General features: G+C 64.2%; 29 protein-coding genes. 10 read left to right on the top strand and 19 right to left on the bottom strand.

The features are described from left to right. Window positions 1-208 precede the first annotated feature (208 nt). Window positions 209-775, bottom strand: coding sequence for a DUF4124 domain-containing protein (locus B597_RS35555; RefSeq protein WP_003295445.1), 567 nt, complete (start codon window positions 773-775; stop codon window positions 209-211). 46 nt (window positions 776-821) lie between these two features. Next, entirely contained in the window at window positions 822-1,463 is a 642-nt protein-coding gene (gene pyrE / locus B597_RS35550) for an orotate phosphoribosyltransferase (RefSeq protein ID WP_003295444.1), read from the bottom strand. A gap of 85 nt (window positions 1,464-1,548) precedes the next feature. Here pyrE and B597_RS35545 point away from each other — a divergent pair, with 85 nt between their 5' ends. Beyond that, window positions 1,549-2,328 carry an exodeoxyribonuclease III gene (locus B597_RS35545; protein ID WP_003295442.1) on the top strand — a complete coding sequence of 260 codons (780 nt, stop codon included), beginning with the start codon at window positions 1,549-1,551 and terminating at the stop codon, window positions 2,326-2,328. 13 nt (window positions 2,329-2,341) lie between these two features. On the opposite strand, the gene B597_RS35540 is transcribed toward B597_RS35545, so the two are convergent. Next, on the bottom strand, window positions 2,342-2,710 hold the full coding sequence (locus B597_RS35540; RefSeq protein WP_003295440.1) for a DUF4870 domain-containing protein: 369 nt from the start codon (window positions 2,708-2,710) through the stop codon (window positions 2,342-2,344). A 17-nt stretch (window positions 2,711-2,727) separates the two neighbouring features. Further along, complete coding sequence (rph, locus tag B597_RS35535) at window positions 2,728-3,450, bottom strand: ribonuclease PH (protein WP_024162074.1); 723 nt, start codon at window positions 3,448-3,450, stop codon at window positions 2,728-2,730. 149 nt (window positions 3,451-3,599) lie between these two features. Between rph and B597_RS35530 the strand changes: the two genes are divergently transcribed. The 5 genes from B597_RS35530 (at window position 3,600) to B597_RS35510 (ending at window position 8,308) form a co-directional block, all read left to right on the top strand. After that, window positions 3,600-4,463, top strand: coding sequence for a YicC/YloC family endoribonuclease (locus B597_RS35530; RefSeq protein ID WP_003295436.1), 864 nt, complete (start codon window positions 3,600-3,602; stop codon window positions 4,461-4,463). Between the two features lie 71 nt (window positions 4,464-4,534). Continuing rightward, window positions 4,535-5,155, top strand: a complete 621-nt coding sequence (gene gmk / locus B597_RS35525; protein ID WP_003295435.1) for a guanylate kinase — start codon at window positions 4,535-4,537, stop codon at window positions 5,153-5,155. Window positions 5,156-5,340: 185 nt separating this feature from the next. Beyond that, window positions 5,341-5,604, top strand: coding sequence for a DNA-directed RNA polymerase subunit omega (rpoZ, locus tag B597_RS35520; RefSeq protein WP_003295433.1), 264 nt, complete (start codon window positions 5,341-5,343; stop codon window positions 5,602-5,604). A 60-nt stretch (window positions 5,605-5,664) separates the two neighbouring features. Then, window positions 5,665-7,773 (top strand): bifunctional GTP diphosphokinase/guanosine-3',5'-bis pyrophosphate 3'-pyrophosphohydrolase, encoded by a 2,109-nt coding sequence (spoT, locus tag B597_RS35515; protein ID WP_024162073.1) that lies wholly within the window; start codon window positions 5,665-5,667, stop codon window positions 7,771-7,773. Window positions 7,774-7,927: 154 nt separating this feature from the next. Then, entirely contained in the window at window positions 7,928-8,308 is a 381-nt protein-coding gene (locus tag B597_RS35510; RefSeq protein WP_003295431.1) for a RidA family protein, read from the top strand. A 49-nt stretch (window positions 8,309-8,357) separates the two neighbouring features. Here the strand turns inward: B597_RS35510 and B597_RS35505 are convergent, their stop codons facing one another. From B597_RS35505 to B597_RS47920, 4 genes are all read right to left on the bottom strand, one after another. Next, complete coding sequence (locus B597_RS35505) at window positions 8,358-8,942, bottom strand: OmpA family protein (RefSeq protein ID WP_003295430.1); 585 nt, start codon at window positions 8,940-8,942, stop codon at window positions 8,358-8,360. After that, on the bottom strand, window positions 8,939-9,400 hold the full coding sequence (locus B597_RS35500; protein WP_003295429.1) for a FecR domain-containing protein: 462 nt from the start codon (window positions 9,398-9,400) through the stop codon (window positions 8,939-8,941). Before B597_RS35500 ends, B597_RS35505 begins: the two co-directional genes overlap by 4 nt. 342 nt (window positions 9,401-9,742) lie before the next feature. Beyond that, complete coding sequence (locus B597_RS47925; RefSeq protein ID WP_419184902.1) at window positions 9,743-10,045, bottom strand: hypothetical protein; 303 nt, start codon at window positions 10,043-10,045, stop codon at window positions 9,743-9,745. A 37-nt stretch (window positions 10,046-10,082) separates the two neighbouring features. Further along, complete coding sequence (locus B597_RS47920) at window positions 10,083-10,502, bottom strand: transporter substrate-binding domain-containing protein (protein WP_330216721.1); 420 nt, start codon at window positions 10,500-10,502, stop codon at window positions 10,083-10,085. 469 nt (window positions 10,503-10,971) lie between these two features. Between B597_RS47920 and B597_RS35490 the strand changes: the two genes are divergently transcribed. Further along, entirely contained in the window at window positions 10,972-12,945 is a 1,974-nt protein-coding gene (locus B597_RS35490; RefSeq protein WP_003295428.1) for an AAA family ATPase, read from the top strand. An 8-nt stretch (window positions 12,946-12,953) separates the two neighbouring features. Here the strand turns inward: B597_RS35490 and B597_RS35485 are convergent, their stop codons facing one another. Further along, on the bottom strand, window positions 12,954-14,030 hold the full coding sequence (locus tag B597_RS35485; protein WP_024162072.1) for a GlxA family transcriptional regulator: 1,077 nt from the start codon (window positions 14,028-14,030) through the stop codon (window positions 12,954-12,956). 111 nt (window positions 14,031-14,141) lie between these two features. Between B597_RS35485 and B597_RS35480 the strand changes: the two genes are divergently transcribed. After that, entirely contained in the window at window positions 14,142-15,419 is a 1,278-nt protein-coding gene (locus B597_RS35480; protein WP_024162071.1) for a tetratricopeptide repeat protein, read from the top strand. A 38-nt stretch (window positions 15,420-15,457) separates the two neighbouring features. Here the strand turns inward: B597_RS35480 and B597_RS35475 are convergent, their stop codons facing one another. From B597_RS35475 to B597_RS35460, 4 genes are all read right to left on the bottom strand, one after another. Next, window positions 15,458-16,075 (bottom strand): TPM domain-containing protein, encoded by a 618-nt coding sequence (locus B597_RS35475; RefSeq protein WP_003295424.1) that lies wholly within the window; start codon window positions 16,073-16,075, stop codon window positions 15,458-15,460. A gap of 18 nt (window positions 16,076-16,093) precedes the next feature. After that, window positions 16,094-16,837, bottom strand: coding sequence for a TPM domain-containing protein (locus B597_RS35470; RefSeq protein ID WP_024162070.1), 744 nt, complete (start codon window positions 16,835-16,837; stop codon window positions 16,094-16,096). Beyond that, window positions 16,834-17,454 carry a LemA family protein gene (locus B597_RS35465; RefSeq protein WP_003297378.1) on the bottom strand — a complete coding sequence of 207 codons (621 nt, stop codon included), beginning with the start codon at window positions 17,452-17,454 and terminating at the stop codon, window positions 16,834-16,836. Before B597_RS35465 ends, B597_RS35470 begins: the two co-directional genes overlap by 4 nt. Before the next feature lie 66 nt (window positions 17,455-17,520). Beyond that, window positions 17,521-18,441 carry a LysR family transcriptional regulator gene (locus tag B597_RS35460; RefSeq protein WP_003297377.1) on the bottom strand — a complete coding sequence of 307 codons (921 nt, stop codon included), beginning with the start codon at window positions 18,439-18,441 and terminating at the stop codon, window positions 17,521-17,523. A gap of 108 nt (window positions 18,442-18,549) precedes the next feature. Between B597_RS35460 and B597_RS35455 the strand changes: the two genes are divergently transcribed. Continuing rightward, window positions 18,550-19,563 (top strand): zinc-binding alcohol dehydrogenase family protein, encoded by a 1,014-nt coding sequence (locus B597_RS35455; RefSeq protein ID WP_003297376.1) that lies wholly within the window; start codon window positions 18,550-18,552, stop codon window positions 19,561-19,563. Between the two features lies 1 nt (window position 19,564). Here B597_RS35455 and B597_RS35450 read toward each other — a convergent pair whose 3' ends face one another. Both B597_RS35450 and B597_RS35445 read right to left on the bottom strand, forming a co-directional pair. Further along, entirely contained in the window at window positions 19,565-20,788 is a 1,224-nt protein-coding gene (locus B597_RS35450) for a CaiB/BaiF CoA transferase family protein (protein WP_003297375.1), read from the bottom strand. A gap of 121 nt (window positions 20,789-20,909) precedes the next feature. Beyond that, on the bottom strand, window positions 20,910-22,091 hold the full coding sequence (locus tag B597_RS35445) for an acyl-CoA dehydrogenase (protein ID WP_003297373.1): 1,182 nt from the start codon (window positions 22,089-22,091) through the stop codon (window positions 20,910-20,912). 174 nt (window positions 22,092-22,265) lie between these two features. On the opposite strand from B597_RS35445, the gene B597_RS35440 reads away from it, so the two are divergent. Next, entirely contained in the window at window positions 22,266-23,177 is a 912-nt protein-coding gene (locus B597_RS35440) for a LysR family transcriptional regulator (protein WP_003297372.1), read from the top strand. An 8-nt stretch (window positions 23,178-23,185) separates the two neighbouring features. On the opposite strand, the gene B597_RS35435 is transcribed toward B597_RS35440, so the two are convergent. From B597_RS35435 to B597_RS35420, 4 genes are all read right to left on the bottom strand, one after another. Further along, window positions 23,186-23,557: an SCP2 sterol-binding domain-containing protein gene (locus B597_RS35435; RefSeq protein WP_003297371.1), complete on the bottom strand. Its 372-nt coding sequence runs from the start codon at window positions 23,555-23,557 to the stop codon at window positions 23,186-23,188. Window positions 23,558-23,699: 142 nt separating this feature from the next. After that, a complete protein-coding gene (locus B597_RS35430; RefSeq protein WP_003283322.1) occupies window positions 23,700-23,972 on the bottom strand; it encodes an HU family DNA-binding protein in 273 nt (90 codons plus the stop codon). A 149-nt stretch (window positions 23,973-24,121) separates the two neighbouring features. Then, the gene (locus B597_RS35425; RefSeq protein ID WP_003297369.1) at window positions 24,122-25,306 is read right to left on the bottom strand and encodes an NAD(P)/FAD-dependent oxidoreductase; all 1,185 of its coding nucleotides are present in this window, start codon (window positions 25,304-25,306) and stop codon (window positions 24,122-24,124) included. Between the two features lie 31 nt (window positions 25,307-25,337). Then, complete coding sequence (locus B597_RS35420; protein ID WP_003297368.1) at window positions 25,338-25,505, bottom strand: rubredoxin; 168 nt, start codon at window positions 25,503-25,505, stop codon at window positions 25,338-25,340. Window positions 25,506-25,514 lie beyond the last annotated feature (9 nt).

Below are 25,514 nucleotides of genomic sequence, written 5' to 3'. Positions count from 1 at the left end.
AGCCGTACCCGATAATTTGCGCCACGGTACAGACTGACCTCGCGCAACTCACCCCTACCTTGAAAGCATTGAGCTAGAGCGCTTCTCTATGATAATGAGCAAGCTATGCATTGATCCGAAAGCTGGCATCTGGCCACTTTCGACGGCAAAGGAGGCTGGCGAACAAAGGTGATACGACGGGGCGCAGCCCACCCCACACGTGACGCGTCTATCGATTGCGCCCAAGCAGTTCGGCAATCCGCTGGCGATCATCGGCAAAGCTGACCTCGGCATCGGCACGCACCGCCTCGAAACGCTTGAGGTCGCGCAGCAGGCTCTGCTCTTCTTGCTCGAGGTTTTCGATCTGCGCCAGCAAATTGTCCGGAACCGTGCGCCCCGCGCGCTCGTGATTGGCGGCCTGTTTCTGCAGCCCGCTACGCTGGCTCCGGAGTGACTGCAGATTTCCCCGAGCCAGCCCGATGACGCTATCCAACTCCGCCAGCTTGCGCGTCTCGGCGCGCTCCACGTCCTCGACGCTGGCGTACAGGCGAAGCAACCGGGTGTCCGCAGCATCACGTGCCTTCTGTGCCTGCTGGCGGGCGAACTCCTCGGCGGTCGGCGCTGGCGGCACCTCGCGAACGACACGACCCTGTTCGTTGAGGACCTGATAACCCCGCGATATATGCTGAGGCGGCACACCATGGCGGTCGAGCACGACCACACCGTGCTCGTCGACATAACGATAGAGCTCGGCAGCCGAGGCCAACGCCGAGGTCAGGCCCCCTAACAGGAGCATCGTTCGCGCGGCTACCGATCTACGCATGGCGGACTACCTACCCGGGTCAGATTCCATACTGCTCGCGATAGGCCTGCACCGCGGGCAGATGCCGTTTCAGTTGAGCATCGTCGGCGAGATACTCCAGCACTTGCTCCAGCGACACAATACTGATTACCGGCATTCGATAATCACGTTCCACTTCCTGAATTGCGGACAGCTCTCCCTGCCCCCGCTCCTGGCGATTGAGCGCAATGAGTACGCCCGCCGCCTCGGCATTCTGCGCCTGGATAATCTGCATGACCTCACGAATCGCGGTGCCTGCGGTGATCACGTCATCGACGATCAGCACGCGTCCGGCCAGCGGCGCACCGACCAGGGTGCCGCCCTCGCCGTGATCCTTGGCCTCCTTGCGATTGAAACACCAGGGCACGTCACGCTGGTGCTGCTCGGCCAGGGCGATCGCGGTAGCGGCACCGAGCGGGATGCCCTTGTATGCCGGACCGAAGATTACGTCGAAGTCCAGACCGCTCTGCATCACCGCCGCGGCATAGAAGCGCCCGAGCTGCGCAAGCGCGCTGCCACTGTTGAACAGTCCGGCGTTGAAGAAATAGGGGCTGGTGCGTCCCGACTTGAGAGTGAACTCACCGAAACGCAGAACGCCGCGCTCGATGGCGAAGCGAATGAACTCGCGCTGGTACGCCTGCATGAAGAAATTTCCCGGAAGACCACTGTTTTAGCTAATTGCGAAGAGCTTGGGTTATCATACACGCACGTGTTTTTAGGGGCCATTTATGCGGATCATCAGCGTCAACGTGAATGGCATTCAAGCGGCGGCACAGCGGGGACTGCTCAGCTGGCTGCAAGCACAGAATGCCGATGTCATCTGCCTGCAGGATACCCGCGCCTCTGCCTTGGAACTCGACGATCCGGCCTACCAGCTGGATGGTTACTTCCTCTACGCCTGCGATGCCGAGATTCCGGAACAAGGTGGCGTGGCGCTCTACTCCAGATTGCAGCCAAAAGCCGTGATCACTGGCCTGGGTTTCGAGACCGCGGATCGCTACGGTCGCTACCTGCAGGCCGATTTCGACAAGCTCAGCATTGCCAGCCTGCTGGTTCCTTCCGGCCATGGCGGCGATGCCAGCCTGAATCACAAGCTCAAGTTCATGGACGACTTCGCCCACTATCTGGACAAGCAGCGCCGCAAGCGCCGCGAGTACATCTATTGCGGATCGCTGTACGTCGCCCATCAGAAGCTGGACGTGAAGAACTGGCGCGACTGCCAGCAGGATCCCGGCTTCCTTGCGCCCGAGCGCGCCTGGCTGGACGAGATATTCGGCAACATGGGCTATGTCGATGCGCTGCGCGAAGTCAACCGGGAAGGCGATCTGTTCAGCTGGTGGCCGGATACCGAGCAGGCCGAGATGCTCAACCTCGGCTGGCGCTTCGACTACCAGATCCTCACCTCCGGCCTGCGTCGCTTCGTACGCACAGCCCGCCTGCCTCGCCAGCCGCGCTTCTCCCAGCACGCCCCGCTGCTGGTGGACTACGACTGGACGCTGAGCCTCTAGAACGCGGCTTGCCCTACTTGACGATCCGCCAGCAGAACGGATAGCGGTAGGGCTTGCCTTCGTTGGCACGAATGCCGGCGATCACCACCAGCACCAGGGCCACTACGCTTACCAGCACCATCAGCGGAAAGCCGATGAGAATCCAGGCGAGCACGCCGCAGACCATCAGCAGGATGCTGAAGGTGAGCTGGAAATTCAGCGCCTCCTTGCCCTGCTGGTCGACGAAGGGATCCATGTCCTTCTTCAACTGCCATACGATCAGCGGGCCGATCACGTTGCCGATCATCGGTGCCAGGAACCAGAAGAACGACGAGTAGTGGCAGAACATCGCCCACTGCCGCGCCTCTCGACTGGGCAGCGGCACGAGTTCCCGATCGGTCATTTCGCGTTACCTCTCACTCAGTCAGCCAGCGCTGCGCGCTGCAGCTCGAACAGCTGGCGCACGCCATCGTGCGCCAGGGCCAGCATGGCGTTCAGCTCGTCAGGGTGGAAAGGCGCACCTTCGGCCGTACCCTGAATCTCGATGAAACCGCCGGCGTCTGTCATCACGACATTCAGATCGGTCTGCGCAGCGGAGTCTTCCAGATAATCCAGATCCAGCACCGGCTCACCCTGATAGATGCCGACCGAGACCGCCGCAATCATCTGTTTGAGCGGATCGCCGCCCTTCAGGCCACCGCGTTTCTTCAATACCTTGAGTGCGTCGATCAGCGCGACCATGGCGCCAGTGATCGAAGCGGTACGCGTACCGCCGTCGGCCTGGATCACGTCGCAGTCGATGAACAGCGTGTTCTCGCCAAGCTTGCTCATGTCCAGTGCCGCACGCAACGAGCGGCCGATCAGGCGCTGGATTTCCAGCGTGCGCCCACCCTGCTTGCCTCGCGCGGCTTCCCGCTGGTTCCGCTCACCGGTGGCGCGCGGCAGCATGCCGTACTCGGCGGTCAGCCAGCCCTGCCCCTGCCCCTTCAGAAAGCGCGGAACACCCGACTCGATGCTGACTGTGCAGATCACCTTGGTATCACCGAACTCCACCAATACCGAACCCTCGGCGTGCTTGGTGTAGTTGCGAGTGATGCGGATCGAGCGGAGCTGATCGGCGGCACGGCCACTGGGTCGCTTCATGGGTACGTCCTGCTAGATAAGAATGTGTGCGGCATTATAGAGCCCATCGACAGGGAAATGGTCGGACCGTCCGGCCATCGCTGCAGTGACGGCCCGTTTTCCTTTACAATCCTCCGCCTTTCGCAGTCCGCATTCGAGAGGTATTCCCCATGGTCCACAGCATGACGGCCTTTGCCCGCAGCGAGCAGGCCGGCGCCAATGGAACCCTCAGTTGGGAAATCCGCTCGGTCAATCACCGCTATCTGGAGCCGCACCTGCGCCTGCCGGAAGCCTTCCGCGATCTCGAGGGCGCGGTTCGCGATGCCCTGCGCAAGGGCCTGTCGCGCGGCAAGGTGGAATGCACCCTGCGCTTCGTCGAGGCGAATGACCGCAACAGCCTGCAGGTCGACCGCGAACGTGCCAGCCAGCTGATCGCGGCGGCCGAGACGGTTGCCGCGCTGATTGCCCAGCCAGCCCTCATCGACCCGCTGCAGGTACTCGGCTGGCCCGGCGTACTGGTTGGCGACGCCGCCGATCCCCAGGCACTCAACCAGAGCGCGCTGCAGCTTTTCCACGTGGCACTGGAGCAGCTCAAGGAAGGCCGTCGGCGCGAAGGCGAGGAACTGGCCAAACTGCTCGGCGACCGACTGGACAGCATGCTCGAGGAAGTCGCCACGCTGCGCGAGCAGGTGCCGCAGATGCTCGCAACCCAGCGCCAGAAGATCATCGATCGCTTTGCCGAGATCCGCGCAGAACTCGATCCTCCGCGCCTCGAGCAGGAGATGGTCCTGCTGGCACAGAAGAGCGACGTGGCCGAGGAGCTCGACCGCCTGAGCACCCACGTGACCGAAGTGCGGCGCGTACTCAAGGCCGGAGGGGCGGCCGGACGCCGTCTCGACTTCCTCATGCAGGAGCTCAACCGCGAAGCCAATACCCTCGGTTCGAAAGCCTTTGACCCGCGCAGCACCCAGGCCGCGGTCAACCTGAAGGTATTGATCGAGCAGATGCGCGAGCAGGTACAGAATCTCGAATAGCCGCCAGCCGCACAGGCGGCTGGTCTACTTTTTCACCCATCAGCACTCATAGCGTTTTCCAGGAACCCGTCATGTCCGCCACCACCGGTACGCTCTATATCGTTTCCGCGCCTTCCGGGGCCGGCAAGACCAGCCTGGTCAAGGCCCTGATCGACGCCCAGCCACAGGTGCGCGTATCGGTCTCGCACACCACCCGCGCCATGCGGCCGGGGGAGGTCGACGGGGTCAACTATCACTTCGTCAGCCGTGAGGAATTCCTCGCCCGCCTCGAGCGCAACGAGTTTCTTGAGCATGCCGAAGTGTTCGGCAACCTCTACGGCACCTCGCAGCGCTGGCTGGAGGAAACACTGGCCGAGGGCTTCGACCTGATTCTGGAAATCGACTGGCAGGGCGCGCAGCAGGTCCGCCGCCTGATGCCCCAGGCCAAGTCGGTCTTCATCCTTCCGCCGTCCCAGGAGGCCCTGCGTCAGCGCCTCAACAATCGCGGCCAGGACAGCGACGAGATCATCGAGAAGCGCATGCGCGAAGCCGTCAGCGAGATGAGCCACTACGTCGAGTACGACTACCTGGTGATCAACGACGACTTCGCCCATGCCCTGATCGATCTGCAATCGATCTTCCGCGCCAACCAGCTTAAACAGCGTAACCAGCAACAACGCCACGCCCGCCTGCTCGGCGATTTGCTGGCTTAGGAAGGTTGAAGGTACAACACAGGTTGGGTTGAGCGCAGCGAAACCCAACACGCCGAGCCCCGAGCGTTGACCAGCCACGCGGCCGCGAAGAAACAGCGCTTCCATTAAGGCTGGTGATTTTTTAGACTACTCCGTCCGCTCGCCCATTCGGGCATGCTCTACCGCTATTGATCACGAGGAACACCATGGCCCGCGTTACCGTTGAAGACTGCCTGGACAACGTTGATAACCGCTTCGAGCTGGTCATGCTTGCCACCAAGCGCGCGCGTCAACTGGCGACCGGCGGCAAAGAGCCGAAAGTGGCCTGGGAAAACGACAAGCCAACCGTGGTCGCGCTGCGCGAAATCGCCTCCGGCCTGGTCGACTACGATGTCATCGCCCAGGACGAGATCGTCGATGACGAACCGCTCTTCACCCAGTACGAGGAAGAGCCCAACGAGGCCATCTGATTAAATGCCAGGTCGAAGTCGAACCGATAACATCGAAGCCCGCTGGCAAGGAGCATTATCTTGCCAGCCATAGACGCGCTCGCGGATCGCCTGTCGACCTACCTCGGCCCGGACCAGGTCAATCTGGTCCGTCGCGCCTATTTCTATGCCGAGCAGGCCCATGATGGCCAGCGCCGGCGCAGCGGTGAAGCTTACGTCACCCACCCTCTCGCGGTAGCCAACATCCTCGCCGACATGCACATGGACCATCAGAGCCTGATGGCCGCGATGCTGCATGACGTCATCGAAGACACCGGCATCCCCAAGGAAGCACTGGTCGCGCAATTCGGTGAAACCGTCGCCGAACTGGTCGACGGGGTCAGCAAGCTGACCCAGATGAACTTCGAGACCAAGGCCGAAGCCCAGGCCGAGAACTTCCAGAAGATGGCCATGGCCATGGCCCGCGACATTCGCGTGATCCTGGTCAAGCTCGCCGACCGCCTGCACAACATGCGCACGCTGGAAGTGCTGGCCGGCGAGAAACGCCGGCGCATCGCCAAGGAAACCCTCGAAATCTACGCCCCCATCGCCAACCGGCTGGGCATGCACACCATGCGCGTGGAATTCGAGGATCTCGGTTTCAAGGCCATGCACCCGATGCGCTCCGAGCGTATCCGCGCGGCGGTTCGCCGCGCCCGCGGCAATCGCAACGAGATCGTCGAGAAGATCGAACAGTCGCTGATCCACTGCCTCGAGCGCGAAGGCCTGGAAGGCGAGGTGCTGGGCCGCGAGAAGCACCTGTACAGCATCTACAAGAAGATGCGCGGCAAGCGCAAGGCATTCCACGAGATCATGGACGTCTACGCCTTCCGCATCGTAGTGGACAAGGCCGACACCTGCTATCGCGTGCTCGGCGCCGTGCACAGCCTGTACAAGCCGCTGCCGGGTCGTTTCAAGGACTACATCGCCATCCCCAAGGCCAACGGCTACCAGTCGCTGCACACGACGCTGTTCGGCATGCACGGTGTGCCCATCGAGATCCAGATCCGCACCCGCGAGATGGAAGAGATGGCCAACAACGGCATCGCCGCGCACTGGCTGTACAAATCCAACGAGGACGAAGTGCCCAAGGGCACCCACGCGCGCGCGCGGCAATGGGTCAAGGGCGTACTGGAACTGCAGCAGCGCGCCGGCAATTCGCTGGAATTCATCGAAAGCGTGAAGATCGACCTGTTCCCCGATGAGGTCTACGTCTTCACCCCCAAGGGCCGCATCATGGAGATGCCCAAGGGTTCCACTGCGGTCGACTTTGCCTACGCGGTGCATACCGACGTCGGCAACACCTGCATCGCCTGTCGCGTCAACCGCCGCCTGGCGCCGCTGTCGCAACCGCTGGAAAGCGGCTCGACGGTTGAGATCGTCACCGCGCCGGGGGCGCGGCCGAATCCGGCCTGGCTGAATTTCGTCGTCACCGGCAAGGCACGCACCCACATCCGCCATGCACTCAAGCTGCAACGCCGCTCGGAGTCGATCAACCTCGGTGAGCGCCTGCTGAGCAAGGCGCTCAGCGGTTTCGAAACCAGCCTGGAGAAGATCAGCCCGGAGCGTATTCAGCAGGTACTCGCCGAGTACCACATGGAATACGTCGAGGATCTGCTGGAAGACATCGGGCTGGGCAATCGCATGGCGTATGTCATCGCTCGTCGCCTGATCCTGAGTGACGACGAGGAGGCACCGGCGCTGCAGGGCCCACTGGCCATCCGCGGCACGGAAGGACTGGTGCTCAACTATGCCAAGTGCTGCACGCCGATCCCCGGCGATCCGATCGTCGGGCACCTGTCCGCCGGCAAGGGCATGGTGGTGCACCTGGAAACCTGTCGAAACATCGCCGATGTCCGCCACAACCCGGACAAGTGCATACAGCTATCCTGGTCCAAGGATGTTACCGGCGAGTTCAATGTCGAACTGCGCGTCGAGCTGGAGCATCAGCGCGGCCTCATCGCCCTGCTCGCCGGCAGCGTCAATGCCGCCGATGGCAACATCGAGAAGATCGGCATGGACGAGCGCGACGGCCGCATCAGCGTGGTCCAGCTGGTAGTCAGCGTGCATGATCGCGTGCACCTGGCGCGGGTGATCAAGAAGCTGCGGGCGATCAAGGGCGTGACGCGGATCACGCGAGTCAAGGCATAAATTACGAAAAGGCGTTAGAGGCAGCAGACCGGACGAAAGAGCGCCCTCGAGCCGCTTGCCCGTCCAGCCTCGACTTCCAACCGCTTTTATCGTCTTTTCCCCCACTGGCTGTTTTATCCTTCGTGCCCCAAGCCAATTCCCGAGGAGTGCGCAAATGAGCAAGACCGTAATCAATACCGATAAAGCCCCCGCCGCCATTGGCACCTATTCCCAGGCGATCCGCGCCGGCAATACCGTCTACCTGTCCGGGCAGATTCCGCTGGACCCCGCGAGCATGGAGCTGGTGGAAGGCTTCGAAGCGCAGGCCGTGCAGGTATTCGAGAATCTCAAGGCCGTGGCCGAAGCGGCTGGCGGCTCGCTGAAGGACATCGTCAAGCTCAACATCTTCCTCACCGACCTGGCCAACTTCGCCACCGTCAACGAGGTGATGAGCCGCTATTGCCAGCAGCCGTATCCGGCACGCGCCGCCATCGGCGTTGCCGCCCTGCCCAAGGGCGCCCAGGTGGAAATGGACGCGATACTGGTCATCGACTGAGCTGATCGTCTGCACCGGCGCGGCATAAGCCTGCCTCGCCGGCATCACCTCAGCGTACCAGTACCTCGACCCGGCGATTACGCGGCTCGACAGTGGCATCCGGTGTCGCTACCAGCGGATTGCGTTCGCCATGGGATTCCACCCGCAACTCCATCGCTTCCAGCCCCTTGGTGCGTAGCAGCTCTGCTACCGCCTGGGCGCGACGCAAACCCACCTGCTCGTTGGCCGCACGATGACCCAGGGTATCTGTGTGGCCGATTACCGTGACCACCGGATAATCACGGCGCCGCGCGGCCAGCAGAACGCTGTCCAGCAACTGCCCGGTCGCGCCGTCCAGCCCACCGGACGATGTCAGGTGAAGCGTGAAGCGCTCGGGCAATGCGGGCTGGGCAGCCAGCGCCTTGTCGAAATCCGCCTTGCGGCGCATTTCGGACACGGCGAAGGGCTGACCAATACCCGCTATCGCCATACCCTTGCCGGGCGCATCCAGCCGATGCTCTCCCTCTTTCCCCAGCATCACGCCACCGCGCCCATTCGCATCGTCCGCCAGCATCACGTAGGAATGCTGCGCGCAGCCGCCCAGTAGCACCACCGTCAGCAGCGCTATCGTTTTGCTCAGCGCCAGCGGTCTCACGGCGCCACCTTCATCAATACCTGGCCACCGCGTACACCGATGCGGCCATCAGGCGTGTCGACGGCGATGGCCTGTGGATCGAGGCGAGCCATGTCACCCGCAATCAGGTTGAGCGTGCCGCGGGTGAGCGTCGCGCGCAGGCGCAGCTCATCCGAAGCCGGAGCGAAGCGATAGTCGTCGAGGATCAGCTCACTGTGCGGGCCGAACGCCAGCACACTGCCGTCGCCAAAAATCACCCCCAGCGCGCCCTCCGCACCGGTACTCAAAACCACTCCCGGCACGATCGCCTGGCCGACCTTGGCAGCGTTGGTATGGCCGCGACTGCTGATGTACGCAGCACCTTCCACCCGCGCCACATGCCCTACCGGTTCGGGCAGGGTTTCCGCGGCGACAGGCGCAATCCAGACTGCAGCAGCCATGTAGAAGGCACGGCGCATGTAGTTGTTGAAGCAAGTCATCGAACTCTCGAATCGTCAGGAATGCGGTTGGAGCGGTCCCGCTCCACTGGACTAAGGCAGTCCAAACCGGCAAAAAATCCCGCCGTCTCGTTTTCCGGTGATTTGTTGGTTGAACAGGCGCACGGGCCGCATCCGCTCGCGGCCTCAACCATCAGCAGGCCGGAATCCCGCCAGCCGATATGCAGTAAGAGCGCGCCAGTCCTCGCTGCGGCAGCCTGAGCCGAGTGCCGTACAGACATGGCTCGCTCATGCCTGGATGGGGATGTGATTTTTCGCAGATAGCGATCTGCGAAAAATCGCGTCAGGGGACGATCACCCGCTCCCCGGTAGCGTGGAACACCTTCAGTTCACGTAACGCTGCGCCGCCTGTTGCAGCAGCCCTTCCTGCATCATCTGGTCGAGGGTCCGCTGCAGTTTCTCGACGACCGCATCCGGCGTTTCCTTGTTCAGCGCCAGGTATAGGTCGACGCGGCTCAGGGTCAGCGCCACGACCAGCGGGCCGACGCCGGCCTGCTTCGCCTCGTATTCGCCGGAGGGGTTGGTGGTCGCCCACAGATCGAACTGACCGGCCTTCAGCTTGGCCGGCGTATCGATCAGCGAACTCTGCACCTCGATACCACGATTGATCAGGTACTGACTGCCCACGCTGCCATCCTTTGAGCCAATTCGATACTGCTTGGCATCATCCAGGCTGGAGACCTGAATCCGGCTCTCCGGAGTCTTGAGCAGCACGAATCTGGATCTCGCTGAGCGGACCGACCCACTTGTACTTGGGCTCGCGCTCGGGGGTACGGCTGAGGGAGAAGACGGCGAAGCCCGGGGTCTTCTCGGCCAGCTGCTGCAGGCGGCTCCACGGGAAACGCAGCGTCATCGCGTAGGGCACGCCCGCGCGCTTGAACAGGGCGGCCACCACTTCGGCGTCTATGCCGCTGATCGCCTCCTCCTTGGCGAAATTCTTGCCATCGTCGGCCATGCTGAACGGCGGGAAGTTCTGCGTGAGCAGCTTGATGGTTTCCCCGTCGGCACTGGCCGACGCAAATGGCAGGAGGGTAATCAGCGCACAGAGAAAGGCGCAGCGAAGATTCTTCTTATTGTTCGGCATGTTGAAGTCTCGGGTCGGTCGGACGTTGTTTTTCCGCACCGGCATCGGTTCCGGGCGACTGTCGGCAGGTTCTTATTGCGCCCGGTTCGTGACAAGCGACCGTGCGACGATGAACCCTAGCAGGCCCTTGCGGGACAATCTCTGCATCGGATCACTTACGTGACAGATGCCATCCGCCGCCCGCCCACGCCACGCATTCGCCGCGAATTTAGTTCCCCGAGGCACCGGTCATTCGTCGAAAACTTACCATCCGTTCGTCGCGTGGCCGCCTCCATGGTGGCACTTGCCGTATTCTCGCCGGCTATCGGAGTCTGCCGACCCGAGACACAGCCGGGCATATAAATCGCATCCAAAACATCCCGAACTGTGGCGCGCCATGCAACTGGCGCCGCGGGGTTTCCCGCAAATACTGTGGTCCGCCTCCTGGCGGTGGTTTTTGATACGTCGGGCCTTCCCGATTGGATGTGAAATGAAAACACCCCGCCTGCTACAAGGCCGCTTCGGCCCTGTACTCTCCATTTTTCTGCTCTTGCTGATCGCCGCCAGCGTCGCCTATTGGCAGCTGCGCCCTACCGCCCCGTCGACGCCAGCCACTGGCGCAGCGGCGAGTATGCTCGAAGCCCTGCAGGACTCCACCGAGCTCTGGCAGGCTAATCGCCGCGACCTCTCGGTACTGATGAACGACTTGCGTGGCGCCAGCATCGCCAGCGCCGCATTGGGTAAGGATGCGGTGTACGTCAGCCTGCACGACGGCCTGCGCTACTGGGTGCCGGACCAGTCCGGTCGTGTCGCCGGGCTGCTGCTCGAGCAGTACGCACAGAGCAGCGGCGAACTGTTCCCACTGGTGATGTTCCAGACCGACGCGGAAAAACCGTTCTACAAGATCCTGCTGCCCTATTCACCGATCGTCCTGCTGCTGATCGGTGCGGCGGTATTCTTCGCCATGAAGACCCGCAGCTTCGAAGTCCAGCGCAAGGGCAGCGGCGTGACCTTCGCCGACGTCATCGGCGCCGCCGAGGCCAAGCAGGCCCTCGCCGACGTCACTGCCTACCTTCGCGATCCGGCCGCCTATGCCCGTCTTGGTGCCCGACCGCCCAAGGGCGTGCTGCTGACCGGCGAGCCCGGCACCGGCAAGACCCAGCTGGCCAAGGCGCTGGCCAGCGAGTCGAATGCCAGCTTCATCCAGGTCACAGGCAGCGATTTCTCGTCGATGTATTTCGGCGTCGGCATCCAGAAGGTCAAGGCGCTGTTCCGCACCGCGCGCAAGCAGGCGCCGTGCATCATCTTCATCGACGAGATCGACGGCATCGGCAAGCGCGCCGAGCAGACACGCTCCAGCGATGCCGAGAGCAACCGTATCATCAACCAGTTCCTCGCCGAAATGGACGGTTTCGATGGTGCACGCGGCGTGCTGGTGCTGGGTGCGACCAACTTCCCCAACTCGCTGGATCCGGCGCTGGTGCGCGAAGGCCGCTTCGACCGCTCCGTCGCTGTCGGCCTGCCCGGCCTCGATGACCGTGAAGCACTGTTCCGCCTGTACGCCGGCAAGATCAGCGCGTCGAGCGCTCTGGACTTCCCGCAACTGGCGCGCAACACCGTCGGCCTGACGCCCGCAGCCATCGCCTACATCGTCAACCATGCCGCCCTGCTGGCCGCCCGCGATGGCGCCCGGCAGGTCGACATGGCGCACTTCGTCGACGCCGTGGAAACCTGCCGCATCGGCGAGCAGCCCTCCGGAGTCACGCCGTTGTCGCCGACCGACCGCAAGCGCATCGCCGTGCACGAAGCCGGCCATGCGCTGGTGGCGGCGGCACTGAAGGTCGGCCGGGTGGAGAAGGTCACCATCCTGCCGCGCGGGCAGGCCCTGGGTGTGACACTGGTCACCCCTGTGGAAGACAAGCGCCTGCACATGTATTCCGAACTGCGCAATCGCATCCAGATGCTGCTGGCCGGCCGTGGCGCGGAGCAGCTGTACTTCCACGAGGTATCGTCCGGCGCCGGACAGGACCTGCAGGAAGCCTCGAAGATCGCCCTATCCATGGTCGGCGCCCTGGGCATGGGCCCGCGCGGTTCACTGTTGAGCCTGCAGGCCGTGCGCGATGCGCATCTGGAAAGCGATCCGCGCGAAGCGCTGGAGGCGGCGGACGAACTGCTGCAGCAGCTCAATCAGGAATGTCTCGCCTTGCTGCAGCGACTGAAACCGGCGCTAGATCACATCACCGAACGCCTGCTCGCAGTGGAAACCGTGCCCGGGGAAGAGGTGCTGGCGGCCATCGAGCGGCTACCCGTGCAACATCACGAAGCCAGTGTCAGCTCGATCATCGGCCATGCGCTGAACAGCATCGACCGCGTCGCGGCCAGCGCCATGGACAGTACCGACAGCTTCGAACTGTCGCCGGTGCTATCGAGCGAGCCGGAAGACGACGGCCCAACCCGGCGCTGAGCCAGGGATCAGTGCATGGCCGGCGCCACCTGCTGCAGTGTGGCAATGCCGGCCAGGCGGCGCGACAGCACGCCGAAGCGCCGCCGGTACTGCGCCGGCGTGAGGCCGACCTTGCGCCGAAACAGTCGCCCGAAGAAGCCGGCGTCCTGATAACCGACCTCCCAGGCGATCGCCTCCACCGACAGCTCACTGCTTTCCAGCAGTTGCTTGGCCTCCTCCAGCCGCAACGTATGGATGTAATCCAGCGGCGTCAGACCGGTGGCCAGGGCGAAGCGGCGCTGGAAGGTCCGCTCCGGCAGGCCACTGATGCGCACCATGGCGCTCACCGGAGCCTCTTCCTCGTAGTGCTGCGCGGCCCACTCCTGGCAGCGGGCGATCACCGGATCGGCCAGTTGGCTGGTGCGCATCATCGCCGCGTAGGCCAGCGGGCTGGTCGCGTCCCAGTCGAACAGGTTCAGCCGCGCCACCTCCATCGCCTCACGCGCACCGACGAAACGGGCGATGAGAAACAGCCCCAGCGCATGCCAGCTGCTGCCACTGCCGGACATCACCAGACGCTGGCCGACCCCGGTACTGACCAATGCCTTGTCCGGATGCCAGTGCACGTCCGGATACTCGCGGCGCAGGCAATCGCAATAGCCCCAGTGCGAAGTCCCTTCACAACCGGTTAGCAGTCCGGTACGCGCCAGCAACATGGCTCCGGAGCAAGCCGCCGCCAGCGTCGCGCCGGCCGCGTAGCGCTCGCACAGCCATTGCGCCTCGCGCGCATAGCGATCGTCCAGCGGCTCCCAGGGGCTGACCGCAAGATTGCTGACGATCACCACATCGGTCGGCGGCGCATCGTCCAGACTGGCGTGAGGGTGGACCGGAATGTCGTTGTAGACGCGTAGCGAGCGCCCGTCGCGACTGACGATCAGCGGCAGGAAAGGCGATGCCACATCGGCGCGGTGCAGCAGTTGCTGCCAGTCGCGACGGGCGCCCAGCAGCAGATCGTAGAGGCCGAACAACGTCGACGCCGTACTGTCCGGCGTCGCCAGCAGGGCGACGGTCAGCGGCGGGCGTTCGGCGATCTCTGAGCGGGCCATGGCGGAAATAGCCGGTTTGTTTCCAGGATGACTGGGGTGCAACGCAGACGTAACCCCGAGTATGGGCACGTTGGCCGATGCCAACGAACCGGACTCATGGAGCATAGAACAATGAAAGACGCACACGGGTACCAACTGACCGGCTGCAACAGCGAGGCGCAGCCCCTGCTCGATCGGGCGCTCGCGCAGTTCCGCTGCCTGCACGCCGATTCGCTGGCGACCACCGAGGTCACACTGCAGGCCTCGCCGGAACTGGTCATGGGCCATGTCCTGCACGCCTGGCTCTACCTGCTCGGCACCGAGGCGGCCGCCCTGCCGGTGGCCCGCGCCTCGTACGAGCGCGCCCGGGAGCTGCCGCACAATGACCGCGAGGCACGCCACCTGCAGGCGCTGGGTCAGCTGCTGGACGGCCACTGGCACGCCGCCGGGCGCGTACTGGAAGACCTCAGCATCGACTACCCCCACGACATGCTGGCGCTGCAGGCCGGGCAGCAGATCGACTTCTTCACCGGCGATGCACGCATGCTGCGCGACCGCATCGCCCGCGTCCTGCCGGACTGGTCGCTGGAAGTGCCTGGCTATCACGCGCTGCTCGGCCTGTATGCCTTCGGGCTGGAAGAGACCGGTGACTATCGGCTTGCCGAACGCTATGGCCGCGAAGCAATCGCGCTGCAACCCGACGATGCCTGGGCGCAACACGCCGTCGCGCATGTGCTGGAGATGCAGGGGCGGCGCGAGGAAGGCATCGCCTGGATGCGCGGCAATCCGGCCTGGCAGCAGGACAGCATGCTGGCGGTGCACAACTGGTGGCACCTGGCGCTGCATCACATCGAACTGGACGATTGCGATGCTGCGCTGGCCCTGTTCGACGGCCCGGTGAATGGCCAACAGAGCACCCTGGCGCTGGAGCTGATCGACGCAAGCGCACTGCTCTGGCGGCTGCAACTGCGCGGCGTGGATGTCGGCGACCGCTGGGCGGGCGTGGCCGAGCGCTGGGCAGCGATGGCAGCGGACGGCAACTATGCCTTCAACGACTTTCACGCGGCGATGGCCTTCGCCTGCGCCGGCCGCGAGGACCTGCTGGGCCTGCTGCGTGAAGCCCAGCGACGGGCCTGCGCGCGGGACGACGACAACGCACGCTTCACCGGCCAGATCGGCGCTCCGGGCGTCGAGGCGGTGGTCGCGTTCGTCGAAGGTGACCATGGGCGATGCGTAGAGCTGCTGCGGGCGATCCGCAATCAGGCGCAGCGCTTCGGCGGCAGTCATGCACAGCGCGACCTGGTCGACCAGACACTGATCGCCGCGGCCGAGCGCGACGCTCAGCAACCCCTTGCGCGCGCCCTGCAGCGCGAGCGCCAGCTACTTGCCGAACAACGACGCATGCGGTGAACGGATGGCGCCCACGGGCGCCATCGCTGCGGGGAGCGCTAAGGCAGCACTACCAGGCGGTTCGGCAGCTCGTTGCGCTCATGGGTCTTGGGCACGTGTCGGGCCAGCAGAGTCCCGCAGGCATCGATGCAACCGAGGAACCCTTCGAGCACCTGGCCGCGCTTCACGCTTTCGGTAAAGCTGTCGACAATCGACTCCCAGGCTGCATTTTCGATGCGACTGGAAATGCCGCGATCGACCAGGATCTCCACATAGCGCTCGGTTTCCGAGACGAAGATCAGCACCCCGGTGTCACCTTCGGTGTGATGCAGATTGAGTTCGATGAACTGACGCCGCGCCAGATTGCAGGCGCGCCAGTTGCGCACCGAGCGCGGAATCAGGCGACTGGTCAGCACAGGCATGCGGAACAGTACCGCGAGCACGATAAAGGTCGCCCACTGCACCAGCAGCAGCTGCCAGGCACCCAGCCAACCGGTGAAGAACAGCGCGGCACCGGGCAGCAGCAGGGCGATCAGGCTGGCCCATAGCAGGGGGATGTAGTGGTAGTCGTCGGCCTGCGAGGCCAATACCGTCACCAGCTCGGCATCGGTGTCACGCTCGACGCGCTCGATCGCTTCGGCTACCTGTTGCAGTTCGCTTTCGCTGAGTAAGGTCATCGTTCATCCATCATTGATTTACCAGCCGCCGGAAGCGCCACCGCCCCCGAAACCGCCGCCGCCTCCACCGAAGCCACCCCCGCCGAAACCGCCGCCACCGCCCCGCCCCATGCCGCCGAGCAAGGCGCCAAGCAGCAGTGCGCGACGACCGCCACCGCGGCCACCGCGCCCGCCGCCGATGACGAAGATCGCTACCAGCATGAGGAAGAAACCGAGAATCCCGAGGCCGCCGGGTTGCTCCTGCGTCATCGGCATGACCGGTCGCAGCTCGGCGGGCAGCGGATCACCGCCCAGCACAGTGATGATCGCCTCCGCGCCTTCGCTGATCCCGGCAGTGAAGTCGCCGCGCTGGAATGCCGGCGCGATGATCCTGTTGATGATGACCGAGGACTGCGCGTCGGTGAGGCGGCCTTCCAGTCCATAGCCCACCTCGATGCGGATCTTGCGATCGTCACGGGCAACGATCAGCAGGGCACCATTGTCCTCACCTTTCTGGCCGATCCCCCAGCTCCGGCCGAGCTCCAGCCCGAGTTCCTCGATGCTGCGTCCGCCCAGGTCCGGCACGGTCACCACGACCACCTGCTCGCCGGTCGCCTGTTCGTGCGCCGCCAGCATGCGGGTCAGGCGCGCCTCGGCCTGGTTATCGAGCAACTCGGCGCGATCGACCACCCGACCGGTCAATGCCGGCAGCTCGGATTCCTGGGCGACGAGGCTACCGGCCCAGAGCACCAGGGCCAGCAGCAGGGCGAACCTTGAGGTCATTGGAACTGCACTTTTGGCGCCTGTTCGGCGTTCTCGGCCGTGGCCTCGAAGTTCTCGCGAATCGGCATGTCGCTGTACATCAGCGTATGCCAGATGCGACCGGGGAACGTTCGAATCTCGGTGTTGTAACGCTCGACTGCAGCGATGAAATCGCGGCGCGCCACGGCGATGCGGTTCTCGGTACCTTCGAGCTGCGATTGCAGGGCAAGGAAGTTCTGGTTGGACTTCAGCTCCGGATAGCGCTCGGAAACCGCCATCAAGCGACTCAAAGCGCCGGTCAGCTGGTTCTGCGCCTGCTGGAACTGCTGCAACTTCTGCGGATCGTCCAGGGTGCCGGCATCGACCTGAATCGAGGTCGCCTTGGCGCGGGCCTCGATCACTGCCGTAAGGGTTTCCTGCTCCTGGCGGGCGAACCCCTTGACCGTCTCGACCAGGTTCGGGATCAGGTCGGCGCGCCGCTGATACTGGTTTTCCACCTGCGACCAGGCGGCCTTGACCTGCTCGTCATAGGTGGGAATGTTATTGACGCCACAGCCGGCCAGCAGCCAGGACATGAGGAAGACAACGGTCAGTTGCCAGGTGTTTCGAAAACGCGTGAGCATGATGCGCCAGTCCATTTGTTAACCAGTATTCGGATAAGAATAGCCAAGGGCCATAGAGTTCACCCCGATAGTACGCCGGGCCTAGGCCCCATGCCACGCTGCTCGCGCCAGCAGCGCCGCACAGCGCCCCTGCAAGTGCTCGCGCAACAGCCGTACCGGCTTGCTCAGCTGCGCACGATGGGCGCAGAGCAGGCTGAGCGGTGCGGCTTCGCCGAGGCAATCGGGCAGCAGTACCCGCAGGCGGCCCGCAGCCACATCGTCGGCAATGTCCAGCCATGACTTGTAGGCCAGGCCGACACCGGCAAGTGCCCAGCGGCGCACCACATCGGCATCGTCGCTGACCCGGTCACCGCCGACCTGCACCGTGAGCGCGCGGCGTCCGTGCTGAAAGCACCAGCGATCATGAACCCGCCCTGCAAGCATGAAACGCAGGCAGTTGTGCGCCGCCAGGTCGTCCAGTCGCCGCGGCTCACCATGCCGCTGCAGATAGGCCGGAGACGCACAGAGCACCCGGCGATTGTCGGCGGCGACCGGCAAGGCCACCAGGCTGGAGTCTTCCGGCGCGCCATAGCGCAGGGCGACATCCACCGGCTGGCGGAACAGATCGGTCAGCCCATCGCCCAACAGCAGGCGCACCTGCAATTGCGGATGGCTCGCCTGGAAGGCGTCCAGCCAGGGCAACAGCACATTGCGGCCAAAGTCCGAGGGTGCCGATAACTGCAACACGCCGCTGATCGCTTCCCGACCACCGACGAGCAACTGCGCGCCCTCCTTCAGGCTGGCCAGCGCCGCGCGGGCATGGCCAAGGTACAGCTCGCCCTCGGCGGTGAGCCGCAAGCTGCGCGTCGAGCGCACGAACAATCGAGCACCGAGCGAAGCTTCGAGGCGCTTGAGTGCGGCGCTGGCCACCGCTGGCGAGGTGTCCAGCGCTCGTGCAGCAGCGGACAGACTGCCGCTGTCGGCCGTGCGAATGAACAGCTGCAGGTCGTCGAAACGCAGCATTTTCAAAATCCTGTTGAAAGAGACTCGCTTATTACCTCGTTTTTCCGCCGAGTCAAATAAACGAGTATGGCCTACCGCAACCAGCCGCCCCCTCTCTGGAGAAACAGCATGAAAGCAGTCGCCTACTTCAACTCTCTTCCCACCGATCACCACGAGTCTTTGCAGGACATCGAACTGCCCGCGCCGGTGCCCGGACCGCGTGACCTGCTGGTGGAAGTACGCGCCATTTCGGTCAACCCGGTGGACACCAAGGTGCGCCGCAATACCAAGCCCGAGGGTGGACAACCCAAGGTGCTGGGCTGGGACGCCGCCGGTGTGGTGGTGGGTGTGGGCAGCGAGGTCAGCCTGTTCAAAGTCGGCGATGAAGTGTTCTACGCCGGCTCGATTGCTCGTGCCGGCGCCTACAGCGAGCAGCATCTGGTGGACGAGCGCATCGTCGGCCGCAAGCCGCAAAGCCTCGGTTTCGCCGAAGCCGCGGCGCTGCCGCTGACCTCCATCACGGCCTGGGAGCTGCTGTTCGATCGCCTGCAACTGGCTGAAGGCCAGGGCAGCGGCCAGCAGTTGCTGATCGTCGGGGCCGCCGGCGGGGTCGGCTCGATCATGCTGCAGCTGGCGCGCCAGCTGACCGACGTCACCGTGATCGCCACCGCCTCGCGCCCGGAAACCCAGGCCTGGGTGCGCGAACTGGGCGCCCATCACGTCATCGACCACAGCCAGCCGCTGTACGACCAGCTACAGCGTGCCGGTTTCGCCAGCGTCAGCCATGTCGCCAGCCTGACCCACACCGACCGTCACTTCGATCAACTGGTCGAAGCGCTGGCGCCGCAGGGACGCCTCAGCCTGATCGATGACCCGGCGCAGCCGCTGGACGTGATGAAGCTCAAGCGCAAGAGCCTGTCGCTGCACTGGGAACTGATGTTCACCCGCGCCCTGTTCGAAACGCCCGACATGATCGAGCAGCACAATCTGCTGCAGCGGGTCAGCGAACTGGTCGACCGCGGCGTGCTGCGCACCACCCTCGGCGAGCACTTCGGCACCATCAACGCAACCAACCTGCGTCGTGCCCATGCCCTGCTGGAAAGCGGCAAAGCCAAGGGCAAGATCGTGCTGGAAGGCTTCTGAGCTAGATGACGCCGGCCTGGCGCAGGCGGGCGATCTGCTCATCGTTCATGCCCAGCAGGCGCTGCAACAGCGCCTCGCTGTGCTCGCCAAGCAGCGGCGGCGGGTTGCGGTAGTCCACCGGCGAGGCGGACAAGCGTAGCGGACTGGCCACCAGCGGCACCGTGCCGGACAGTGGGTGCGGCATGTCGATCTTCAAAGCACGCTGCTGCACCTGCGGGTCGGCGAACACCTGGGCCAGGTCGTTGATCGGCCCGCAGGGCACGCCGGCCTGCTCCAGCGCACGGACCCATTCCGCCGTGGTACGGAACACCGTGACCTGGCGGATCAGCGGAATCAGCTCGGCGCGATGGGCGACCCGCGCGCGATTCGTGGCGAAGCGCGGATCGGCCGCCCACTCGGCATGCCCGGCCACCTCGCAGAACTTGCGGAACTGGCCGTCGTTGCCGACAGTGAGGATGATGTCGCCATCGGCGGTGGGGAAGTCCTGATAGGGCACGATGTTCGGATGGGCATTGCCCATGCGCTTCGGCGCCACTCCGGTGGTGAGGTAGTTGAGCGCCTGGTTGCCGAGGCAGGCGACCTGCACGTCGAGTAGCGCCGTGTCGATGTGCTGGCCTTCGCCGCTATGCTCGCGGTGCGCCAACGCGGCGAGCACGCCCACGGCAGCGTAGAGCCCGGTGAGGATATCGGTCAGCGCCACGCCGACCTTGACCGGCCCGGCGCCCTCTTCCGCATCGCTGCGCCCGGTCAGGCTCATCAGCCCACCCAGGCCCTGGATCATGAAGTCGTAGCCGGCACGGCTAGCGTAAGGACCGTCCTGGCCAAAGCCGGTGATCGAGCAATAGATCAGCCGCGGATTGATCGCCTTGAGGCTCTGGTAGTCCAGCCCATAGGCGGCCAGACCGCCGACCTTGAAGTTTTCCAGCAGCACGTCGCTCTGCGTCACCAGCTCGCGGATGATGCGCTGCCCCTCGGGCCGGGTGAAGTCGACAGTCAGCGACTGCTTGTTACGATTGGCCGTCAGGTAATAGGCCGCCTCCGAGGTGTTTTCGCCATGCTGATCCTTGAGATAAGGCGGGCCCCAGTGACGGGTGTCGTCGCCAGTTTCCGGGCGCTCGACCTTGATCACCTCGGCACCGAGATCGCCGAGAACCTGCCCGCACCAGGGCCCGGCAAGCACGCGGGACAGGTCGAGCACGCGGATATGGGACAGGGCGCCGGGCATGGGTGAAATCTCGAAGCTCAAGTGAACGCAGGGTGGATCGGGGCGCATGGCTGGCGCTTCACCCGTCCACCTTGCGTGGCCAGCGGTGGATGAAAAAAGCGTCATCCACCCTACGGCGGCATCAGAAAAACGCCTGGATGCCGGTCTGCGCGCGACCGAGGATCAGCGCATGCACGTCGTGGGTGCCTTCATAGGTGTTGACCACCTCGAGGTTGACCAGATGCCGCGCCACGCCGAACTCGTCGCTGATGCCGTTGCCGCCCAGCATGTCGCGGGCCATGCGCGCCACGTCGAGCGCCTTGCCGCAACTGTTGCGCTTCATGATCGAGGTGATCTCCACCGCCGCCGTACCCTCGTCCTTCATCCGCCCAAGGCGCAGGCAACCCTGCAGGGCCAGGGTGATTTCGGTCTGCATGTCGGCGAGTTTCTTCTGGATCAGCTGGTTGGCCGCCAGCGGACGGCCGAACTGCTGGCGGTCGAGCACGTACTGGCGGGCGGCATGCCAGCAGAACTCGGCGGCGCCCAGCGCGCCCCAGCTGATGCCGTAGCGCGCACTGTTCAAGCAGGTGAACGGCCCCTTCAGCCCGCGCACATCGGGGAATGCGTTCTCTTCCGGGCAGAACACGTTGTCCATGACGACCTCACCGGTGATCGACGCACGCAGGCCGACCTTGCCGTGAATTGCCGGAGCGGACAGCCCTTCCCAGCCCTTCTCCAGCACGAAGCCGCGGATCTGTCCTTCGTCGTCCTTGGCCCAGACCACGAAGACATCGGCGATGGGGCTGTTGGTGATCCACATCTTGCTGCCCGAGAGGCGATAGCCACCATCGACCTTCTTCGCCCGGGTGACCATGCTGCCCGGGTCCGAGCCGTGGTTCGGCTCGGTCAGACCAAAGCAGCCGATGTACTCGCCGCTGGCCAGCTTGGGCAGGTACTTCTGCTTGGTCGCCTCGTTGCCGAATTCGAAGATCGGCACCATCACCAGCGACGACTGCACGCTCATCATCGAGCGGTAGCCGGAGTCGATGCGCTCGACCTCGCGGGCGATCAGCCCGTAGCACACGTAGTTGAGGCCGCTGCCACCATAGGCTTCGGGAATGGTCGCGCCGAGCAGGCCGGTTTCACCCATCTCGCGGAAGATCGCCGGATCGGTCCGTTCGTGGCGGAAGGCTTCCAGCACGCGCGGTGCCAGCTTGTCAGCGGCGAACTGCGCGGCGCTATCGCGCACCATGCGCTCTTCTTCGGTCAGTTGCTGATCCAGTAGCAGCGGGTCGATCCAGTTGAAGTTTGCTTTGCCGGCCATCGGGGGCTCCTCTTGTTGTCGTGTGCGCCGCACCTCGGCGCGGCGACGTGGCGTGATCCTATGCCCAGCCGGGAAACGCGGCAAACGAGGATTTCGCATCGAGCTGTGCGTTTTATTCACTCCGAGATAAGCTTCCTCGCGATTATTACGCCACTCTAGTGAGGGCTCCGCATAATGCGCCGCAAGATCCCCAGCACTGCCGCCCTGATCGCCTTCGAGGCCGCGGCCCGCCACGAGAGCTTCACCCGCGCTGCCGACGAACTGGCGCTGACCCAGAGCGCAATCTGTCGGCAGATCGGCGGCCTGGAGGAGTTTCTCGGCCTGGCACTCTTCCGTCGCTCGCGCCGCGGCGTGAAGCTGACCGCTGCCGGCCAGTCCTATGCCCGCCGCATCGCCACGCAGCTGGACGCAGTGGAGCGCGACACCCTGTCGGTGATGGGCCAGCAGGGCGCCATGAGCATCGAACTGGCAGTGGTGCCGACCTTCGCTACCCAGTGGCTGGTGCCGCGGCTCCGGCATTTCCAGGCACGGCACCCACATATCACCGTGAACCTGACCAACCGCACCCGCCCCTTCCTGTTCGCCGATACCGAGTTCGATGCGGCGATCTATTTCGGCGATGCCGACTGGTCGGGGACCGAGGCGCATGCACTCATGCCGGAAGATCTGCAGCCGGTGTGCAGCCCGGCATTGCTGGTCGATGGCGCGCAACTGAGCAACGCAGCCCTCGCCGAGATGCCGCTGTTGCAGCAGACCACCCGCCCCTACGCCTGGCGGCAATGGTTCGACTCAGTGGGGCTGAAGGTCGCCCGCGACATGACCGGGCCACGGCTGGAACTGTTTTCCATGCTGGCCCAGGCGGCCGAGCACGGCATGGGCGTGGCGCTGATTCCACCGTTTCTGATCCAGCGGGAACTGGCCGAGGGACGCCTGGTGCTGGCGCATCCGCATGTCTACCGCAGTGAGACGCGGGCTTATTACCTGATGATTCCCGAGCGCAAGGTGGAGTCGGCGGGACTGGTGGCGTTTCGGGATTGGTTGAAGGATGAAGCGAGGGTTTGGCGGGAAGAGCAGCCACACGCTTGAAGCTGCCTTTAGGCCTTCTTCGGCTTCAGGTACTTCGTCAGCCCCTGGAACCACATCACCAGCGCCGGATTACCCTGGATCTGGATGTCCTTGTTCTGAATCCCCTGCATGAACGCCAGCTGCTTGTTCTTCGCCGTCATGGTGGCGAAGCCATAGGCGGCATCCTTGAACCCCAGGGAGAACGCCGGCTCGCTCGCCGGGCCGCGCTTGCTGGTGACGCGCTGGTCCTTCACCACGAAGTGCCGGGCGACCTTGCCATCCAGGGTGTGCAGCTGGAAGCTCAGGTCCTTGTCGCCCAGCTGCTGCTGGAACTCGGGGTTGGTGCGGCTGGCCTTGGCCATCAGGCGGCCCAGCATCCAAAGCAGAAAGCGGAATTTCATGACGTGTTGTCCCGACCGGTACGAGAGGAAGGCCGCATTGTAGTGGCTTGGTCGGCGGGGGGAAGGACGGGTACGAACGGGTCCGGGGAAGACCGGTCGGTCAGGTTTACCCGGAGCCGATCGGCTCCGGGTCGGCGCAGCGTCAGTTGACGGCGTCTTTGAGCATCTTGCCCGGTTTGAACGCGACGGTATTGCTGGCCTTGATGGTGACCGGTTGCCCGGTCTGCGGGTTTTTCCCGGTGCGGGCGCCACGGTGGCGCTGAACGAAGGTGCCGAAACCGACCAGGGTGACGCTGTCCTTGCGGTTCAGCGCATTGGTGATTTCATCCAGCACGGCGTTGAGTACGCGATTGGCCTGGTCCTTGGACAGATCAGCCTTCTCGGCAATGGCTGCGGCGAGTTCCGGTTTACGCATTGGGAGCCTCTGAGACGTTTTTGTTGTTGTGTCCGTACTGTTCACAAGAACAGCGCTAAAGGCGCTGCAACAGCTCTAGGCTGGGGCAGACCCATGGAGAATGGCACGGCGCTAGCACCTGCGCCAGTCCCCGCGGACGCCCTGCAAGCTCAGTTGGGGGACTTTAGCGACAGAATTTGCGGTAGTTCCGCCAGCACTGGCGGTAACTGCTTGTTCAGGGCCATTCGTTCCTGCACCGCCGAACCCGTCAGCGCATAGCCGAGCAACTGCCCGCCAGGCCCGAGATAGAGCGCTTTGACGTCGTTTCCATGGGCCTCGACCGACCAGCTTCCCGCGCGTCCGGCAGGCGGTACCGAAACCACCACCGGACACGCCGAGGTCTTCACCGTGACCGGCATGGGGCCATAACTGACAAAGGTAGGATTGCCAAACAGCGTTTTAGCCAGAGCCCGCGCACCGGCCATCAGCGGCATCACATAGAGCAGGTTCAGCCCCTCCACTTCGGCGCAATCGCCGAGGGCGTAGACGTGTGCAGCCGAGGTCTGCAGCAGGCGATCGACGACGATTCCGCGCGCCACCGCCAGCCCCGCTTCGGCCGCCTGCGCGGTACGCGGACGCAGGCCGACCGCGCTGACCACCAGGTCGCAGGTCAGTTGCGTGCCGTCGGACAGCGTCGCCTGAAGCTCAGCGCCGTTGCGTTCGAGACGCTCCAGCACGTTGCCCAGGTGGAAACGTGCGCCGATGCCTTCCAGGCCACGCCTCACTGCCCGGGCAGCTTCCAGCGGCAGCAGGCCGGGCATGACCTGCTCGCCGGGCGCCACCAGATCGACCTCGTGATCACCCTGCAGCAGGTCGTTGGCGAATTCGCAGCCGATCAGTCCGGCCCCGAGGATCAGGACCCGGCGCTTGCCTTCCAGCGCAGCACGAAAGCGGCCGTAATCGTGCAGGTCGTTGATCGGAAAGACCAGATCCGCGGCGGCGCCTTCGACCTGTACCTGGATCGCCTGTGCGCCCCAGGCCAGCACCAGATCGCGGTACGCCACCGGCTCGTTGCCGATCCAGACGCATCGATTCGCCGGCTCGAGGCGAGTGACCCGGGTATGCGTGCGAATCTCGGCATTGAGTTGCTCGGCCATGGTGCCGGCGGCAGCCATGCCCAGGGTTTCGGCATTCCTGTTGGCGGCGAAGCCGGTGGACAACAACGGCTTGGAGTAGGAACGACCATCGTCGGCGGTAATCATCAGCAGTGGCGTCTGCGGGTCCAGCTTGCGGAATTCACGCGCCAGGTTATAGCCGGCCAGGCCGGTACCGATGATGACTACGGGTGCGCTCACATGATGTCCTCTTGTGCTGGGCGGAACGGGATCAGCCGATCGCGATCATTTCGAAATCGAGCTTGCCGACGCCGCAGTCGGGGCACACCCAGTCTTCCGGCACGTCTTCCCAGAGCGTTCCGGGGGCGATGCCCTCTTCCGGTACGCCCAGCGCTTCGTCGTAGATGTAGCCGCACACCACGCATTGCCACTTCTTCATGGGTCACCT

The sequence above is a fragment of the Stutzerimonas stutzeri KOS6 genome, assembly GCF_000307775.2.
Taxonomy (GTDB): domain Bacteria; phylum Pseudomonadota; class Gammaproteobacteria; order Pseudomonadales; family Pseudomonadaceae; genus Stutzerimonas; species Stutzerimonas stutzeri_B.
Note: the sequence above shows the minus strand (reverse complement) of the source record. Positions and strands in the feature narration are given on the sequence as shown.